Origin of the sequence: Chryseobacterium sediminis (genome assembly GCF_008386505.1) — a bacterium.
Classification (GTDB): Bacteria; Bacteroidota; Bacteroidia; order Flavobacteriales; family Weeksellaceae; genus Chryseobacterium; species Chryseobacterium sediminis.
The window spans coordinates 1,418,371-1,436,786 of the sequence record NZ_VUNZ01000001.1 but is presented as its reverse complement, the minus strand read 5'-3'; the positions used below and the strand labels follow the sequence as shown (position 1 = coordinate 1,436,786).

16 protein-coding genes are annotated in these 18,416 nt (G+C 34.3%); 15 read left to right on the top strand and 1 reads right to left on the bottom strand.

Features of this window, described 5'->3' with window-relative positions; all coding sequences use genetic code 11:
- Positions 1–25: 25 nt before the first annotated feature.
- On the top strand, positions 26–940 hold the full coding sequence (locus FW780_RS06640) for a hypothetical protein (RefSeq protein ID WP_149832772.1): 915 nt from the start codon (positions 26–28) through the stop codon (positions 938–940).
- A 71-nt stretch (positions 941–1,011) separates the two neighbouring features.
- Here the strand turns inward: FW780_RS06640 and FW780_RS06635 are convergent, their stop codons facing one another.
- Complete coding sequence (locus tag FW780_RS06635) at positions 1,012–1,674, bottom strand: S24 family peptidase (protein WP_149832771.1); 663 nt, start codon at positions 1,672–1,674, stop codon at positions 1,012–1,014.
- A 767-nt stretch (positions 1,675–2,441) separates the two neighbouring features.
- On the opposite strand from FW780_RS06635, the gene FW780_RS22340 reads away from it, so the two are divergent.
- From FW780_RS22340 to FW780_RS06575, 14 genes are all read left to right on the top strand, one after another.
- A complete protein-coding gene (locus FW780_RS22340) occupies positions 2,442–2,600 on the top strand; it encodes a hypothetical protein (protein WP_156106583.1) in 159 nt (52 codons plus the stop codon).
- 376 nt (positions 2,601–2,976) lie between these two features.
- Positions 2,977–3,144: a hypothetical protein gene (locus tag FW780_RS22335; RefSeq protein ID WP_167510653.1), complete on the top strand. Its 168-nt coding sequence runs from the start codon at positions 2,977–2,979 to the stop codon at positions 3,142–3,144.
- Between the two features lie 60 nt (positions 3,145–3,204).
- The gene (locus FW780_RS06630; RefSeq protein WP_149832770.1) at positions 3,205–3,582 is read left to right on the top strand and encodes a hypothetical protein; all 378 of its coding nucleotides are present in this window, start codon (positions 3,205–3,207) and stop codon (positions 3,580–3,582) included.
- A 417-nt stretch (positions 3,583–3,999) separates the two neighbouring features.
- Entirely contained in the window at positions 4,000–8,148 is a 4,149-nt protein-coding gene (locus FW780_RS06625; protein ID WP_149832769.1) for a coiled-coil domain-containing protein, read from the top strand.
- 11 nt (positions 8,149–8,159) lie between these two features.
- Positions 8,160–8,564 (top strand): hypothetical protein, encoded by a 405-nt coding sequence (locus tag FW780_RS06620; protein ID WP_149832768.1) that lies wholly within the window; start codon positions 8,160–8,162, stop codon positions 8,562–8,564.
- 294 nt (positions 8,565–8,858) lie between these two features.
- Positions 8,859–9,494, top strand: a complete 636-nt coding sequence (locus FW780_RS06615) for a hypothetical protein (protein WP_149832767.1) — start codon at positions 8,859–8,861, stop codon at positions 9,492–9,494.
- Positions 9,495–9,746: 252 nt separating this feature from the next.
- Positions 9,747–10,157 carry a 5-fold beta-flower protein gene (locus FW780_RS06610; RefSeq protein WP_149832766.1) on the top strand — a complete coding sequence of 137 codons (411 nt, stop codon included), beginning with the start codon at positions 9,747–9,749 and terminating at the stop codon, positions 10,155–10,157.
- Positions 10,158–10,674: 517 nt separating this feature from the next.
- Positions 10,675–11,565, top strand: a complete 891-nt coding sequence (locus FW780_RS06605; protein WP_149832765.1) for a hypothetical protein — start codon at positions 10,675–10,677, stop codon at positions 11,563–11,565.
- Positions 11,566–11,663: 98 nt separating this feature from the next.
- Positions 11,664–12,521 carry a hypothetical protein gene (locus tag FW780_RS06600; RefSeq protein WP_149832764.1) on the top strand — a complete coding sequence of 286 codons (858 nt, stop codon included), beginning with the start codon at positions 11,664–11,666 and terminating at the stop codon, positions 12,519–12,521.
- A 567-nt stretch (positions 12,522–13,088) separates the two neighbouring features.
- The gene (locus tag FW780_RS06595; RefSeq protein ID WP_149832763.1) at positions 13,089–13,826 is read left to right on the top strand and encodes a hypothetical protein; all 738 of its coding nucleotides are present in this window, start codon (positions 13,089–13,091) and stop codon (positions 13,824–13,826) included.
- 1,003 nt (positions 13,827–14,829) lie between these two features.
- Positions 14,830–16,146, top strand: coding sequence for an ATP-binding protein (locus FW780_RS06590; protein ID WP_149832762.1), 1,317 nt, complete (start codon positions 14,830–14,832; stop codon positions 16,144–16,146).
- 80 nt (positions 16,147–16,226) lie between these two features.
- A complete protein-coding gene (locus FW780_RS06585; RefSeq protein ID WP_149832761.1) occupies positions 16,227–16,796 on the top strand; it encodes a hypothetical protein in 570 nt (189 codons plus the stop codon).
- Positions 16,793–17,233, top strand: coding sequence for a lysozyme (locus tag FW780_RS06580; protein WP_149832760.1), 441 nt, complete (start codon positions 16,793–16,795; stop codon positions 17,231–17,233). The genes FW780_RS06585 and FW780_RS06580 overlap by 4 nt, the downstream gene beginning before the upstream one ends.
- A 332-nt stretch (positions 17,234–17,565) precedes the next feature.
- Entirely contained in the window at positions 17,566–18,405 is an 840-nt protein-coding gene (locus FW780_RS06575) for a hypothetical protein (RefSeq protein WP_149832759.1), read from the top strand.
- Positions 18,406–18,416 lie beyond the last annotated feature (11 nt).

Here is an 18,416-nt window from a genome sequence, read left to right as displayed (position 1 = left end):
ATAATAACAATAAAAACATAATATAATGGCAGAAGCACAATGCAAGATTTCATTTAAGATAGATTATACATCTTCTTCACCAATAGAAAAGGCAACTGCATACTACGGGATCACGGGACATTCACCTGCGGAATATCAGATACCAGACCCTGAGAGTAATAAATTAGTAGAACTTCCTATCATTCAAGCTCCGGGCAATTACGATTTGACGGTAAAATTAGATTTAGGAAATGTGAGTGCCCAGGATACAAGTTCCTTTAAAATTGGTAAGTGTATTCCTTCATCTTGTAAAGTTCCGTCTATTGACAGAGTCTTGGTAGATAAATTTGGTCAGATAGAAGTGTATTTTTCAGGAGACGATACAGACCTTGCTACACTGGAATATCAAATAGCGTTAGATCCCGAATTTAAAAATATTATTTATTCAAAGGTAGGCCTTACTTATGCCTGGCCTGAATATGTTGATATGAATACTGGAAAGATTAATAATAACACTCTTTTATACATAAGGGCAAGGAAATATTGTCTATCTAACGGAGTTTCAGAATGGTCAGGTCCAGTTGAGTTTCAATCCGGGGAATGGAAAATTCAGAAAGCACCTTATTCCGTTAAAAATGCCTGTTGTGTATCAGCGGGTTTTAAGGACCCAACAAATCCTAGTGATGTAGGAGAAAGTATTTGCCAGTCAGCAAGCCGATGGACTAAGAGTTTGAATCTGACAACACCTTTTCCGCAGGTAGGAAGTTTTATTTATCTTGAGGATGGTATAACCCCTGCAATACCAGGAAATCTGTCAGAGTTTGATACAAATGGTGCAAGTGGATTTAATGAAAAGGGAATCCTATGGGTAAGATTTCCAAGTTACAGTAACAGTAAAGTTTATGATGTAAACCAAGATACAGGTGAAATAATCAGAGAAACACTCAGATATATTTGTTAGACTCTCTTACGTTATCTGAAAGGCCCCGATAAAATCCTCAAGAAATTGAGGATTTTATTCACTCAGGCAGTTTATCTTCTGTTATTCTTACGTCTTGTACTTATAATATTGAAAAGCTTCGCAACATCCTTTAGGTGGATCTCGAAATCCTCATAATATTCATTCAGGGAATGAAGGGTGATGATGCCTCTTTCAACATCGTGGTTAACGATTCGCTTTACTAAAATTCCTTTTTCTTTGTGAACGATTACAAAATCCCACTTATCATAATGCAGCTTACTCATCCAGTAATCCTGTCTGATGTTTCTGCATAAGATAATGTCACCTTCTAAATAGCTTTCGTAGGATCCGTTATCCATACTGTCTCCTTTCACTTCAAAACACATGTATTCACCGCGGTGTTCTACATCGTCTGTAAAAGGAATAGTTGGTAAACTTTCTATATATTCTTCATCAGCAAAATTACTAAGATAGCCGGCTTGTGCGTATTGATTTGCCAGTGGAACGTGCATAACCTTTAAATCTGAAAAAACAACTGGAGATGCACTGTCATCATTAAGTTCCTGTTGTTTTAATAGTAAATTGGTAACGAAGTAGGCCGTTGTTTCCGGTATTTTTCGTTCGCCTTTTTCCCAATACTGCACGGCTCTGGTGCCTACTCCTATAGATTTTGCGATATCAGCCTGCTTCATGTTTAGTTTCTTTCTGATTTCTTTGAATTCTAAATAGTTCATTTTGATATGTTTATAGTTATTTGTAAAAAAAAATGAACAAAATGTTCGTTTTTGTTTTGAAAAACGAACAATGTTCGTATATTTGTTCCGTCAGTATGATAGAACAGTACAAATGTACAAAATTATATTTAAAATTTAATATTTTTTTAATATTTAGAAATATTGATTTTTGATTGTAATTAGCTGTAATTAAAAATGTTAAATAATTATTTTGCATGCAATGTCTTTAAAATGTAAATATTTTTCTTTTTTATTTAATCCGGTACTAATAGAAACAGGAAAAATTTTAAACAATCTATAAAATGTAAAAAGTGCGTTTTAAAATATTGAATATTTTGATTTTTGTTCGTTTGTGTGTTGTTTGAATAATGATAAAAATGCGTTTATTTTTTGATTGATATCTGAATAAAGCAATCATTTTGCTCTTTGTTTTCCTGAAAATAAAAAGCGAGCCTAAAATGTAGAATAATCTACTGTTCAGCATATAAAAAATCGATTAATTATAGTTGTCAGTAAAATTGCTAATATATACTAAAAAGGCAAATGAAATTTAGAATAAAGAAGTCAGGGTAAGATTTTATTGGGAAATACCTGGTGCCGGCTTCTAAAAAAACAAAATTAAATAATTGAATTAGACATCTTTTAAAAGACGGAATTTTCGTCTTTAGGGTTTCTTATGACTCAATGAAACGGTCAATAGATAAGAACAGGAAGTCTGTCTGATTCCGAAAAAAAACTTTTTAACCAAAAAACTTTAACCATAGAATATGAAACGTAGTAAAGAATTAGTCGAAAAAAGAAAAGATTTTGTCATTGATTATGTAAAACGTAATCAGGATAAACAAATGAAAGTGATTGTGAATGAGCTGATGGAAATGTTGTTTTTGTCTGAAAGAACAATATATAATATCATTCTTCAGCCATAATAGCGTACAGGCGGTGACAGAATGTTCCGTCCTTACGATCAATACCATGCTATAATGTGAATGTCAAAGATAATGTTTGTGATAATGTGTACTTACGATTCATATCTTAAAATTATTCATTCTGAAAAGATACAAAAGGATTCAAAGTTAATGCTACATCCTCAATCGCCCCATACATCAGATTAAAGGGCTGCTCTGATATCTTTCTCAAATTTAAATTATAGAAAAAATACTAAGGTGAAAAACGGTTTTTGCTTTTTAGTTCTATTGTTTTAAATGACACATGAATTTAAAAAGAAACCGTTTGGCCTTGGTTGATTGGAAGAGAAATCAATTTAAAAAAAACTAAAAAAGTAATTAATAAATCCTAGAAGCCATGAAAAAAAAAGAAAAGAAAAAAAAGAAAAAAGATAAAGAGAAACTGAAAAAGCCAGGCAGAGATATCAGTGATCTTATTGATGAGCTGGCCTATGCGGATGAGAGTGAAAATATCCGGAAAATCAGAAAATTTTTAGATGATATGTACATCCTGTCTCAGGAATGATTAAGCATCTGAAAGCCGTTAGAAAATCAAAATTTTTAATAAATAATATAATAGATAAGAATGAATTTGGATAGTATAAAAGCCCTTTTGATCGGAACTGCAATAGCATTTTCAGGAGGATTGTTAAGGGTACTGGTCTCCATACAGAATAAAGAGAAAAAACAGCCATGGGAACACTTTATAACATTGGTGATAGTAGTGATAGTGGGTTTTACAATGAGTTATTTAATGAACAGAGCTGAACTGCATGACAAATGGTACTCAACAGGGGTATTATTTGTACTCGGTTACGGCTACGATAAATTTCTGAAAATGATCACCACAAACCTTCCTAACTGGATTGATAAAGCAGTAAATCTTTTTATTGAAAATCGTTATGGAGTGAAAACCGACAGACAGCCTAATGAAGAGGAAGAAAAGAAAGGTGATATGAATTAAGAGAGAACCAGAGTAGAAAAATCGATCTGGATGTAGATCTCAATTGGAACCTGATGAATAGGATTTATATCCATAAATGGACTTGTCGGTATACTTAAATCATTGCAATAGAAAAGATGGTAAAAAGCTTTTTACTGCAATTACAAATTAATCACTCAAAAACCGGAAAATCTTCCCGAAACGAGTGATTTTAAAACTTGAAAACCTGAAAATTTAAAAAACAAGAGAACAAACAAGGAAATGGTTCAGTGTTGCCTGTTTCTCAAAGTCAAATACCATTTCTATTTACTTCCTTTCTTAAAGAATCCACCCCACACGTACGATTTTTCAAACCCGGCAGGCACCCTATAAAGCATAACAGTTTGGTTGTGCTTTATAGGTCTTTTAAAACAATATGAAATTAAAAAAACTAAGTCAATGAAAGCAGCAAAACCTGTAGAAAAAGACAATAAGGCCCATAAAAACCAGAGCAAAAAGCAAAAGCTGAAAGATCGGGTGGTTGTACCTCTGTCTGAGGGGCAAGTGGCCAATATACAGACACAAAAATCCGGAGACTCATCCGCTAAAACCGGATCAGTAAAACCTGATAGGAACCGACTTGGGTTAAATGGTCCTATTACAGCCGTTCACGGCTCACAGACCGTTTATGACCAAGGTGCAGAAATAATGCATGAAAGATTTCAGGAGAATTTAATCAAAACCGGCGATATCAACCATCCTGATACTCAAAAGATGGAGAAAGGATATCTGGCAACCCTGAATGTCAGTCAGGTACAAGATTATAATAATATTAAATCTGGAAATCAAGTACTAAAGACACCGGAAGAACAGTCCGCAGTGAGTCAAATGGTTAAAAATCAGGAAACTTCTGCAAAGACGACAAGAGAAGGAGAGAAAGGATTAAAAAACATGAGCAGCAAAGCTGAAGTCTCAAAACCTCTTGCAGATCAGAAACCAAAAGAGAAAGCAGTAGAGATTAAAATACCTTCAGCTAAACCAATCTCATCCGAAGTTAATAGCAACAGCTCAAAAAAGGCTGCAGATAAAAATGAAGTGCCTCATTCAGAAAAGGCTGTGGATAACAAAAAATCTAACAATAAAAAAGTAAATTCAAAAACTAAAGGAGAAAAAGACACAAAAGTTGTTATTCCGGATGATATTCAATCCGTTGTTACTCCAAGAATGGATAAGGCTTTTGATAGTGAACAGGCTGAAATAGCCCCAGATGCACAAACGACAATCAACATTGTAGGGCTTGTGGCAGCTGCACAGGAATTTAGGGATCAGGGAGTGGAAGCCAGAGATCAGGTAAAATCTCAAAATGAAGCCGCTAAAACACTGAAAAGCAAAATTAAAGAGGTTGAAAAAGAAATTCAGAAGTCAGACGATGATTTACAGAAATCAGAAGATAGCATAGAAAGCAAAGAAGCTCTCATCCATAAATTAGAAAAAGGACTGGAGACCTCAGTAAAAAGACAGCAAAAGGTAGAAAAAGAGGTAGGAATATACCAGCAGGAGTATAATAAAAATAAGACCAAAGCAAGTGATTTCAATAACGAAGCAAAAAGCTTACTCGGCGGATCTCAAAAACATCAGGATCCAGAAAATGCTGATTCCGGAAACCTTACCAGAAAATTAAATGAACTAAGTACAAACGCCGGTACAATAAATCAGGCAGTATCTCAGGCAGGAAATACAACTCAGAAATTATCTCAGGAAGCTCAGCAAGCCAAAGGTAAGAATACAAGGATACAGAGTGAAATAATGTCTTCCAGAGCATCGATATTAAAATCAAAAGCTAAACTGGCTGCAGACACTAAAAAGAACAAAGAAGCAAAAAGAGAGTTAGGAAAACTTAACCCAAAACTAAAACAGGCAGAATCACAAAGTAAGAAATTAAACCAGGAAGCAAATGCATTGTTATTGGATTCTTACATTATTGAACATGAGGTTATAAAAACGCAAAATGCTTATTATGCCAATATGTCTAAAGTTGAGGGACGAAATAGTTTGATACAAAAAGAAAAAGATAAAATTCAACAAACACCAAGAGAACTTAATGAGGCAGAGCGTTTATTAGTTGATTTTACACAATTGAAAACACAGGATGAACAAGTAGCTTTCCTAAGACAATTAAGCCCGGATAAACAAAATGCACTAAGAGATAAATTTGAAGAAGTAAAAGCTAATTATGATAGTGATCAGTCTGAGCATCAGAACTTAATCGATCAAAATGTTGAAAGCATCAGAAATTCTCAGATAGAAGCCTTTAACAACAAACGTAAAGATTCTTTACAGAAACCATTAAACTTAGTAACCAAAAATCTGAATAGAATTACAGGTTTAAAAAGATTATGGATGTCTATATCTATTGCCTTTTCAGATATTTGGAATGACGTCACATCCATTACCTGGACCGATGTAGGTAAATTTATTGAATCGATCTTTAGTCCTAAAGCATGGGTTGAGGCTATTTCCGGATCTATAAGTGGTATCTGGGACGATTTGACAAATTGGAAAGGATTCTCAGAAGACCCTGTAGGAATGATTCTTCAAAAAGCAGCCGGAATAGCGAATAAAGTACTTGTCATAGCTGGTGTAATTACAGGTATACTGGGAATATTAACACTAGCGGCAGCTGTAGGATCAATTTTCACTCTGGGTGGTTTAGCACCATTAGCAGCTTGGCTGGGTGGAGCAACAATAACAATGGGAACCATTACATTCTGGATTGGTGCCATAGCATTAGGGTTGAATATACTAAACGGAATTAAAAATATTTATGACGTACATACGGCAAAAACGGCTGACGTTTTATTCAAAAATTCTGGTGAATTAAAAAGTGATATTACCAATTCAGGTATGGCTATTTTGGCAATGATAGGTGGAAAAGCCTCGAAAAAAGGTGGAGCTTCCATAAAAGATCTGGCAAAAAGAAACCCGAAAACTTTTGGTAAACGAATGTTCATTACCGCAAGAAACGGGATAAAAGCAAGTATTGTTTCTATACCTAGAAGAATAACCTCTGTTTTCAAAAAAGAAACATGGATTAAAGGGGCACAAAATTTTAAAGCAGCGTATAAAAAAGCACAAGATTGGGTTACTGAACCTTTCAAGAAAAAGACTACTACAACGCCAAACCGTAACCTGAATCAACTTCCTTTTGAAGAGCAGACCGTTCCTGACAGAATGCATGAACAGCCTGTAAGAAATGAAAGAAGTAATGCAAAATCCAATAGTAAGCAAGAGGATGTGAAATCAGCTCCAGTGCAGGAAAATGTATACGAAGAAAGCATATTCAGACAAGATAACAGACCTTATTCTCCTGCAGGTTCAAAAGAAGGAAGGATAAAATCTCACATTAATGAAGAAGGAAATTTAACTCCTGCAGACAAAAACGGAAGCGCTACTGTTTCAGATCACGTAAGAGGAAGCGAACCTATGAAAAGTAAGAGCCCTTATACTTCTTTCTCAGATGAAGGTCCTGGTATAGGCAAAACTTACGGAGACAATGTGATTGAAGTTGATATCAAAAGACTGGAAGCTGATATTGCCGCAGGTAAAATAAGTGAGGTAGAGGTATTGAGACCTGAAAAGGTACAAGCGGAATTACAGGCTAAAATAGATCAGGCGGTGAAAAGATTTGAAGAAAGTCCAACGCCTAAAAATCAAAAAAGAGTGGATGATGCGGTAAGAGATCTTAACAACAGTGTCAGAGACAAAGAGATTTTAATTAAAGGCGAAATTCCTTCGGAGTATTTTAAAGTGAAATCTACTAAAAATAAGATCCCTGAGGATATTTTACCCGAAAATAAGAGAAATGAAAAAGGCAGTGGTAAATCTAATATTAAGGAAGAGGATGTAAGACCAATTCAAACCGAGCATGGCAAATCCTATGGACAGGCTAAAACTCAAGAAGGGCATACGGTTACTATGACGGAAAAAGGGGAAATTTACGTATGTGCTTCTCCTTGTGAGCCTATCCGTGAAAAATATGTATTAGAATTAGAAGAAAATCCCGAAATTAGTCGTCAGATAAATGAGCTGGAAGCAGATCTTACGCTTACCGATCAGGAAAAAGCAGATTGGATTGCGAAGGAAATAGAACCTAAGCTTTCTAAAATAAAGAAAGAGAATAAGGTTAAAGCTAAGGAAAATTTGACAAATCTTAAAAATAGTGAAAGATTAGCTAATAATAAAATAATAAGAGATGTTGACAAAATTGCTAAAAAATACGGTGGAGAAAAAATAGGCGAAAATAGATATACATTCACAGATAAAAATAGTGCCAAGAAAGCAGCATCGGAGATTTCGGGTGATCTTGGCAGCGATCCTATAACTATTAGAAGAAAAGATTACATAGACGAAATGAATACATATAAAAACAATAATTCCAATAGAAAAATAGGAAAACATTCATCAAAATTAGATTCTAACAAAAAACCAACAAGTGGATACCACGACCACGAAATAGGACATTCCACATTTGGAGCACCTAGACATTTTAATGCATGGAGTAAAAGTTCTGGTACATATTATTCAGATAACGTACATTTATATTATTAAATTATTTATATATGAGAAAAGAATGGAGAGAATATCATTCAGAGAATGGTGAAATATGGGAAATATTCGCTGATACAAGTGATAATGAAAAAAAAGAAGATTTGATTTCAAGGTCAGGAAGTAATGCTATCATGCGAAAATATATGAAGACATTAGATTACATACAAGTGACCATAATTCCTTGTGCTAGAATAATTGATGACATAAAAAAAAGAGAAGGAAAAGAAAAATATTTTCGCTTGAAAATTAATCTATTAAATGGTGAGGACTGGTTTGGAATATCTAGCAGTTTTTTTGATAAAGAAGAAATAGAAAAGCTATCCAATATGTTTATAGGATTAACTAAAAGGCAAGCTGAAAGGATATGGATAGCAAAAAAATTAGGAAATTTCAATACAAATAGATTAGATTTATAAGAAACACTGAATGGTAAAAATCTAATTAAAATCAATGAAAAAACTTGGAGCTAAAGAAGTTGTAATTAGTTATTCGTAAAGGAGAGTTTATTTATAAATCATATTCTGATTTTCCAAAAAGCGATTGTGTGTTCTCAGATTATACAATGGATATGGATGATTTAAAAAATACTTTAAAAAATAAATCATTGATTATAAATGAAAATTGGATTTCGGAATTTAATTTTGAAAAAAATAATCTTTAAAGAAGGAATAGTTTCCTATACTAATATTAAAAAATAATTAATAATAAAAATGAATACTCAAATAAACGAACTCCTTTATCACTATAACGAAGAAGGAAGCGAAGGATATGATTTAAATGAAGTACAACTCCTTGAAAAAATAGATCCGGACAGAGTTGAAAAATTAAAATTGCTTCTTCATAATGACAATCAATATATTGCTTATCAGGCCATGCTTATTTTATTGGCGTGGGCAAACCCTGAAGGATTTAAGCAGCTAGATAGGTTTATTGTCGAAAAATGGGATGAAAAAGAAAGTTTTGAACCCCACAGACTCCATAGTGAAGACAATGTATATGATGTAATTACCAATGCCTTATATATTGCTACACTAAATGGAAAGACCGAGCAGGAGATTTATCCATATATTAAGCATTTTTTAAGCATTTATGGAGATAAATTTTTTGAATCCAATCTAAAAGATTTTCTTTTAAAGAAGAATTGCAGACCACTTTTAAAAGAAGTAGAGCAGGCAATAGATCATGCCTTAGAAAATAAAAGGTATTATCAGGCAAGTCAGCTGTTTCCGGTGATGGTGCATTATGACAAAAATACTTTTAATAAATACAAAGATATTTTTAGTCCTTTAACAAGCGAGGATAACAGAATTGTGTATAATATAGAAGAAGCCGAAAAAAGCATTTAATATATATTATACAATTTTGATTTAAATTTTAAAGGAAGCCGTTTTATTAGACAATAAAAACGGCTTCCTTGTTATAGTGAAAAACTTAAAGCGAAACTTTACTGCAGAGTTTCGCTTTTTTTGATCAATAAAACTCGATATTCCCAAAAAATCAACTCAGATTTAATGGTATAGCATCCAACATAAAAGAATAATCAATACTTTTGAATACATCAAATAAACCAAAGTTAATAACCCATTAAAATATTGATTATGAAAAAAATACTATTCCTTTGTTCCCTTCTCTTCAGCCTTTCTGCTGTAAGCGCCCAAACTATAGAATCCGGAAGTCACAGCACCACAGGATATATTAAAAGTGATGGTACCATAGAAAACAGCAGTCATTCCACCGTGGGATATATTAAAAGTGATGGAACTGTCGAAAATAAAAGCCGCAGCACGATTGGGTACATCAAAAGTGACGGGACTATTGAAAACAAGAGCCATTCAACGGTGGGGTATGTAAAAAGTGATGGAACGGTAGAAAACAGCAGTCACTCAACCATTGGTTATATCAAAGACGATGGAACGGTAGAAAACAGCAGTCACAGTACTATCGGGTATGCCAGGGGAGTCAAAAAAGAATGGGCAGCAGTGGTATATTTCTTCTTTAAATTAGATTGATAACCTGTTCATAAAGGAAACTCACCTTTTAACGATATACATTAAAAAAGCAAGGCTTGGATTTTATAATCCGGGCCTTTTTTATTATAGATAGAAATGATGTTTTACTATACAAAATGCAAATATGTATTCAGAAAAAAGAGGGTACTGCAACTACAGAATAGAGAGGCTCAAAAACTTTCCAGAGAATAAAAAAAAGCTGAATTTTGAGCTTTGAAATTAAACAACATATCATCCTGCTCTTAAAAATAAAGCTTACTGCAACTACAGAATAGAGAGGGCAAAAAACTTTCACAAAAACACAAAAAGTCTGAATTTTGGGTTTTGAAATCAAGCAACTCCTCATCTGTTATTACAACTAAAAGGTACTGCAACTGCAGAGTAGAAAAGTCAAAAGATCTTTCACAGGAATTAAAAAAGCACAAGCTCCAAACTTTAAAAACATAACATAAATAATCATTGAGACCAAAAAATAATTGTGCTGACAAGCATGCATTGCAAATAAGAGTAAAGTATTATGGAAGACAATAAATTAACTACAAGAGATCAATTAAAAACCTATTTTGAAACGGGTAAATCTCCCACACAAAATCAATTTTCTGATTTGATAGACTCTTTGAGACATAAAGAAGACGGCCTTACCAATAAGGAAATCGTATATCTTGCTAATAGGTTGGCAGCTATTGATAACGGATTCATCAGCTATGCAAATTATAGTACTGAAGATGAACATTTTCCAATTGTGATAAGTTCACAGGATGAAGAAGATGAGGTAATTGATGCAGGTAAAGGCAATAACTTTGGAGCAACGAGGTATTTTGCTGGTACTGGACCTTACACTATTAGTACAAAAAAATTCTCAGCAGATAATTTAAAAGGAACAGAATATTATGTTTTGCGTTATGAAGCAGACCCGGCTTATTCGTTTAATAATACAATGGCTCGTACGTTCGGGAATACGCTGCCTCCAATTCCTGATGGGTTTAACTTTGGACCTCTTAAAGGTAAAAGATTTTATTTTGAAGTCAACAAGCGTGATTATGGGAGAACAATAAACATAGTAAACACCAATATTAAGTTTGTTAATAAAACTGAAGCATTTATTGAGTATATGGTATATGGAGGAGGAGGAGTTCTTTGGGGGCATGAATATACAAGTGGAGATATTGTTACTGATCACTATGATATAGAAGATTACCTGAACTTTTTTTATAGAGCAGACCTTAGAAAAATCAATAAGACTATAGAATGCAGGATCTATGATGGAGATACTGATCAGCTTTTAGCGACCAGTTACCTGGCTGCCAACCAAAACAATATAAATATCCCAAGTAATGGTACAGCAGATAGAGCCAGAAATGTGAGGATAGAATGTAATTATCAGGATCTTATCACGGAAGTGAAATAAAAGAATCTGAATTCCGAATTTAAAAACATAACATAAATAATAATTGAAACCAAAGGTAATTATGCCAGGCATAAACCGTAAAAGAATAGTAACATATCATGGAAGATAATAAACCGATTACAAGAGACCAATTAAAAACTTATTTTGAAACTGGGAAATATCCTACAGAAAACCAGTTTGCAGATTTAATAGATGCTTTAAGACTTAGACAAGATGTCTTTACCAAAAAGGAACTGGCAATTTTTGCCAATAGTTTAGCATCTATTGATAACCTATTTGTTAATTATTTAGCAAATGGTGTCGGAAATTTAAAATTTTCAATAGTGGTAAGTACAAATGATGCACCGGATCAGGTGATTTCATCGAGTGATTTTAAAAGCCTTTTTGATAAACAGTATGTGATAGGCAGTGCGCCTTATACTATAAAAGTAAAAGAAATTTTTGAAGGTGATTTAGGAGAATTTGAATATTACATTCTGGCTTACCAATTAAATCAGACCTATACTATTAATAGATTATTCGGAAATAATCTGAAGGCCGTTTCTGCTGGTTTTGACTTTGGAGAGGTGGAAAGTATCGGCTTACCCATACAAATCACAAAAGGAGCTTATGGACAAAAAATAAACGTTTTAAACACCAGTGTTAAATTCATTAATAAAACGGAAGTACCCATCTGGTATAGAATAGAAGCCGTTGGATGGAGTGATCGGTATAGAGCTGAAGATACCATTACTGATCATTATGATCTGGGAGATTATTTGACCTTCTTTTATAAGGCAGACCTTACAAAAATCAATCAACACATAAAGTGTGAGGTTTATAATGCCGAAAATGATACCCTTTTGACGACAGGCTATTTATCAGCAGGGCAAAACCAGAATTCTGTGAATGGCGGTAGGATCAATGACTTCAGAAATGTAAGAATTGAATGCAGCTATTATGAGAATGTAAACTAAGAAAGCCTAAAAAATAAATAACTGCAGCTACAGACAAACGGGGGCAAAAAACTTTGATAAGAACAGAAAAGTGATTAATTTTGAACTGTACATCACAACATAAATAGCAATTGCTGTTATATAAAAAAACAAGCCGTATTCTATCATTATAAAAGATACTGAGATCCCAGGAACGGCAGAGAAGTTATCCATTACATTCTCACTACTAAAAATACAACCTCAATCGGTAAGATACACAACAATGGAAGTTTTTTCCATTGGAATTTCATCCGGAAAGCGGAATAAAGGTTGTCAAATCTATTTTTTTTCAAAAACAAATAATAAATTCTGTGAAAACGGAAGGCGGAAATGCATTGCAGAAGATGAAGAAACGTAACTGCAGGTTATATGTGTAATGGTTTGTTTATTAGTGAGATGTGAGTTACTGCAACTACAGGATAGAGAGGGCGAAAAACTTTTATAAGAACAAAAAAAGAATCAATTTTGAACTGTAGATCAAAACGGGTAATCAGCTCCGGAAAACAAGTATACTAAGAGCATAAAGCAAATAAAGAAAACTAAAATATCATGGAAGAAAACAATACATTAATCCCAAGAGAGGAGCTGAAAACCTACTTTGAAACCGGTAAATATCCTACAGAAAGTCAGTTTGGAAGGTTCATAGATAATTATCTTCATTTAAATGAGCTTAATTTCGGACTGGATGTAAAAGCATCTGCAGACTGGACTGCCAAATACTATCATTTCTATCAGGCTGGAAACATTGAAAAATCAGGACGAGGGCATATCAACCTGGAAGCTGAATCCGGAAGCGAACCACAGCCAATAGAAAATTATGTACATGCTTTCAGTAGAATTGTAAGTTATAAATACTTAAAGGTAAAATTATCAAACGAATTAGATATTGATAAATACAAGCCTAAGATTATCATAAAACGTTACAAACAGAAAAAAAAGATCAAGGATGGAGTGAAAGACTCCGGTTTTTATAGGGAACACCTGTTAGATGCAAAATCCTGGGGAAGAATGTCCGAATATCCGGTAACGTCTAAAGAAATGATTCTGGATATTAATCCTATTAATTATTTCAAACCCGGATCAAAGTTCAATGAATTTTATCCATCAGGAACCCTTACCAGACCAGGCTCATTCAGACATACGGTTCATCATAGAAAACCATTTTCTCTTATTCAGATGTTTTTGGAAATTGAGATAAACGGAACAAAATATACATCGTATCCCGTTAATATAAAAATTGTCTTAGGACGTGACGTGAACGATTTGGTTAATTATATTATTGATTAATCACAAACACACCTCAATCGGAGAGATTCTCATTAACAGGATACCTTTGAGCGTCTGAAATCCGGGAATTTTCTGATGTAAAAGCATTAGAATCTCCTCCTGGAAGCAGAGTGACGGATCTTCGGACCTATTGCTCTCTTTCAGACGCAGATTGATTCTTTAAAAAAGTAGGATTCCAGTGATGGAGCGACTTTCCAAAAAGCAGCTGCTTTGGCAGTTGTGGAGAGACACTCGAATGTGAGCTACTTCCCGGTTGAGGTTTCTTTAAGCAAACTACAAAATACAACGTAACCATCTTGAGATGTGTTGCACGATCTTTAAAAACATATAAAAACACAAACATACCTCAATCGGAGAGATTCTCATTAACAGGATACCTTTGAGCGCTTGAAATCCGGGAATTTTCTGATGTAAAAGCATTAGAATCTCCTTCCGGAAGCAGAGTGACAGATCTTCGGATTTATTGCTCTCTTTCAGGCGCAGATTGATTCTTTAAAAAAGTAGGATTCCAGTGATGGAGCGACTTTCCAAAAGACAGCTGCATTGGCAGTTGTGGAGAGACACTCGAATGTGAGCTACTTTCCGGTTGAGGTTTCTTTAAGTAAACTACAAAATACAACGTAACCATCTTGAGATGTGTTGCACAATATTTTAAACATATAAAACATACCTCAATCGGAGAGATTCTCATTAACAGGATACCTTTGAGCGCTTGAAATCCGGGAATTTTCTGATGTAAAAGCATTAGAATCTCCTCCCGGAAGCAGAGTGACAAACCTTCGGATCTATTATTCTCTTTCAGGCGCAGATTGATTCTTTAAAAAAGTAGGATTCCAGTGATGGAGCGACTTTCCAAAAGGCAGCTGCATTGGTAGTTGTGGAGAGACACTCGAATGTGAGCTACTTTCCGGTTGAGGTTTTCTAAAATCAACTACAAGATAAGTGGAAGCATCTTAAAAAGTAAAAAGAGGCAATACACCAGATCTAAAAAGCATAAAAACTAATGGAGCCAGAACAATTACAAAAATTATTTACTCATTTAGAAAAGGTTATTACATGGCGTATAAATAATCCATCAGAGGATTTTAATGTAGGAGCCCCTGAATTTAATACTAGTAACCATGAAAACTTTCAATTAGGAAATTATATTTCAGGGAAAGAGCTTGCCCATCAGGAAGTTGTGATTCTTTTAATGGCTTTGTTACCACGATTGGATCCGTCATTTCTGAAACGCATTTATTTGGAATTTCCAGGGAATGTGCTGTTTGACTTTTGTTCAACCAACGATAGCGGCAGGCTCTTTTATCCTACCATTCAGGCCGCTCAATACATTTTAGGAGGAGATAGTATTTCAGAACGATTGAAATCACTGGATTATTTTGGCCCGAATTCGGTTTTGAGTAGAGAAGAACTCATTACTTTTTCAGGTTCAGCTCACGAACAAGCATCAATGAACAGCCAGATAAGTGTTCATGAAGAAGCTTTTAATAAAATCATTTTCGGCCTGGAATTATTACCAAAAATGAGCAATGATTTTCCGGCAGAACAACTACACACCCGCAGGTCATGGACAGATTTAATACTTCCCCAAACTACGTTGCATGAGCTTAAATGTATTGAAGCCTGGTACCATAGCAGCCGGATTCTTATGGAAGATTGGGACATGCAGGCAAAACTTAAACCAGGGTTCAGGGTGTTGTTTTTTGGAGAGCCGGGAACCGGGAAAACTCTTGCAGCCAGTCTTTTAGGAAAATACACCAAACGTCCGGTTTTCAGAGTGGATGTTTCTATGCTGGTCTCAAAGTACATCGGAGAAACAGAAAAGCAGTTAGCGAAACTGTTTGACAAAGCAGAAAATAAAAACTGGATTTTATTTTTTGATGAAGCAGATGCTATTTTCGGAAAAAGAACCTCTGTAAAAGATGCCCATGACAAATATGCCAATCAGGAAGTTTCTTATCTACTACAGCGTGTAGAAACATTTTCAGGGCTTATTATTCTGGCATCCAACTTTAAAAACAATATGGATAAAGCCTTTACGCGACGCTTTCATAGCTGCATACAATTCAATAATCCAAAGCATGAGGAGCGTCTGCGTATCTGGCAGCAAAATATACCTGAACAATTAGAACTTGAAGATATTGATCTGGACCAAATTGCCAAACATTATGAATTAACCGGTTCTAATATTATGAATATCATACAGGATGTAAGTTTAAAAACAATTGCATTAAAAGAACCGGGCTACAAAGTAAGTGCAGACATGTTATTAGACAGCATCAAAAAAGAGTACGTAAAAGAAGATAAAATATTTATGTAAGAATTTGAATTTCAATTAGATTTCCTGGAATTGAAAAAATCAAAGTTATACATCTGTTCAATTTTTAAAACTAAAAACTAATGAAACTAAAAATTCTGCTATTAATCATATTGAGCAGCTTCATGTTGGGCTGCCGGAGTAAACACAAAATTACAACCACTTATAAAGAGAATATAAAAGCGACAGAAACAGTAAAAATTGATTCTTCAAGTCTGCAAAGTTCACAAACAACTGAAAGTAAAATAGCTGATGTGTCGCTACAGGAAAAGACAAATGAACTATCCGGAGATCTGGTGATCAAAGGAAAATCAGATGCATCTAATCCTTTTGTTTACCATAATGTAGTAGGGCGTGATACCATTCAAAGTATTTCTATCACAGGAAATGCAGAATACTCGGTAAGCAGTCATTATGCAAAGGCCAATCACGAAAAATCAGAAATTAAAAAAGAAGAATCTACTCGTATTATTCACGATTTAGCCCAGAAAACAAGCACAAAAGAAACCATCAGAGAAGTGGATGCAAAAGTCTCTGAAGAAACAAAAAAAATTCAGTCAAATGGATTTGAAATTGTAGCCTGGATTATCATTACAATTCTTGGAATTACTTTAATACTCATCTTTTTCACCTACAAATATTTTAAGACATGAAAACATCACAAAAAGGAATAACTCTGATTGTATCATTTGAAGGCTTCAGTGCTAAGCCTTATCTGGATTCTGCAGGAATTCCGACAATAGGGTATGGCAACACTTACTATCCGGGAGGCAAGAAAGTAACCATGAAAGATCCTGCAATCAGCAAAGAAAAAGGGATAGAGCTATTTTCAGCTGTTTTACCGACTTATGAAAAAATCGTCAACAGTAAAATTAAAGTGACTCTTACTCAAAATCAATTTGATGCTCTCGTATCGCACACTTACAATACCGGTGGATCAGATGGATTATTTTCTTTGATCAATAAAAAAGCAGAAGAGCAGGCAATCAGAAATTGGTTTACCACAAAATATATTACCGCTGGCGGAAAAACATTAAACGGACTCATCCGAAGAAGAAAGGCTGAAGCTGATCTGTTCTTTTCTAAATAAACAATTCCCACTTGTTAGTGGGATTTTAAACCATATTATCATTGGAAATAAATCTTTAAATCAGGTAAATGGTCTTTTCTCGTTTCCATGTTCCGGCTTCTAACTGCTCATACAGCTTAAATTCACGAAGATTTTATAGATATCATTGTAATATTTTGAGATCGTAAAGGCGTAATCAGCTTCATTGATTCTTCTACGTGAATGCATAGCCATATTGTTTCACCAGCAACCATATTGCTTTCTTCGGCCTCTTTAACATGCCACGCAATAGGAATAGCCTTTAGCCCTTTCCCAAATTATCAATTTTATCAAAACTAATTATCAATTATCAAATGAGTACACCATTACATACAATTTTCAGTTGGTTTGAAACTGGAGATTTTCCAACAGAAAACCAGTTTAAAGACACGTTTTTATCTTTTTATCACAAAGATGAATTAATCCCGATGGAAGGTATTGAAGGGTTTGAAGAAATCTTTCAATTATTTGCCAGTGCAGAAGCCTTTCAGGCACATTTAAAAGATCCAAATGCTCATTCTGAATATTTGGCTTTATTGAATGCGGGTAACCTGACTTCAGCTCATGTTAACAGCTGGAAAAGTAAACTTGGATTAATCAATGCTGCGACAGTTGACGGTTCTGATCAGCTAGGCAATGTATACACTAAAATACAGGTAGATGGCTTTGTTAATGAATTAAAAGATACAGATAAAGACTTAGCATCTGATATAGAAAATATTAAAAGAATACTGTTATCTAATGATCTTTCTTTGGATGAGCTTCAGGAAATAATCGATTTCATTAAAAAAAGCCGTGACGATATTGAAATTTTAAAAGCTGCTTCAGGACAGACAAGTGAAGATAAAGTAAAGCTGTTACTTGACTACAATGGAGTAGGCAGCCCGAAAAATCAGCAAGAATTTAATAAACAGATCTATGATAGGGTTTTGCTGATCTCGCAGACCCCTACAAGTGCAGTGGTACAAGTTGCAGGAAATGCCGTATTCCCTAATACCCTTGAAACAGAAAATGTGATCATTCAGGCTAGAGATAGTGTCACGGGTAAAAAAATAAATATTGACGATTACGCCACCAATCAAACCATAGAGGTTAAGATGATAGGCGTTCTCGTTAACCCAATTAATATTCTCATTTTAAAAGTTAAACCATAAAAAATAAAAAC

Bases quoted from the DNA above. Each gene is read 5' to 3' on its own strand.
- FW780_RS06605 (WP_149832765.1), top strand. From the start codon at position 10,675: ATGGAAGACAATAAATTAACTACAAGAGATCAATTAAAAACCTATTTT.
- FW780_RS06610 (WP_149832766.1), top strand. From the start codon at position 9,747: ATGAAAAAAATACTATTCCTTTGTTCCCTTCTCTTCAGCCTTTCTGCT.
- FW780_RS06585 (WP_149832761.1), top strand. From the start codon at position 16,227: ATGAAACTAAAAATTCTGCTATTAATCATATTGAGCAGCTTCATGTTG.
- FW780_RS06575 (WP_149832759.1), top strand. From the start codon at position 17,566: ATGAGTACACCATTACATACAATTTTCAGTTGGTTTGAAACTGGAGAT.
- FW780_RS06595 (WP_149832763.1), top strand. From the start codon at position 13,089: ATGGAAGAAAACAATACATTAATCCCAAGAGAGGAGCTGAAAACCTAC.
- FW780_RS06625 (WP_149832769.1), top strand. From the start codon at position 4,000: ATGAAAGCAGCAAAACCTGTAGAAAAAGACAATAAGGCCCATAAAAAC.
- FW780_RS06620 (WP_149832768.1), top strand. From the start codon at position 8,160: ATGAGAAAAGAATGGAGAGAATATCATTCAGAGAATGGTGAAATATGG.
- FW780_RS06580 (WP_149832760.1), top strand. From the start codon at position 16,793: ATGAAAACATCACAAAAAGGAATAACTCTGATTGTATCATTTGAAGGC.
- FW780_RS06640 (WP_149832772.1), top strand. From the start codon at position 26: ATGGCAGAAGCACAATGCAAGATTTCATTTAAGATAGATTATACATCT.
- FW780_RS22340 (WP_156106583.1), top strand. From the start codon at position 2,442: ATGAAACGTAGTAAAGAATTAGTCGAAAAAAGAAAAGATTTTGTCATT.
- FW780_RS22335 (WP_167510653.1), top strand. From the start codon at position 2,977: ATGAAAAAAAAAGAAAAGAAAAAAAAGAAAAAAGATAAAGAGAAACTG.
- FW780_RS06590 (WP_149832762.1), top strand. From the start codon at position 14,830: ATGGAGCCAGAACAATTACAAAAATTATTTACTCATTTAGAAAAGGTT.
- FW780_RS06630 (WP_149832770.1), top strand. From the start codon at position 3,205: ATGAATTTGGATAGTATAAAAGCCCTTTTGATCGGAACTGCAATAGCA.
- FW780_RS06600 (WP_149832764.1), top strand. From the start codon at position 11,664: ATGGAAGATAATAAACCGATTACAAGAGACCAATTAAAAACTTATTTT.
- FW780_RS06635 (WP_149832771.1), bottom strand. From the start codon at position 1,674: ATGAACTATTTAGAATTCAAAGAAATCAGAAAGAAACTAAACATGAAG.
- FW780_RS06615 (WP_149832767.1), top strand. From the start codon at position 8,859: ATGAATACTCAAATAAACGAACTCCTTTATCACTATAACGAAGAAGGA.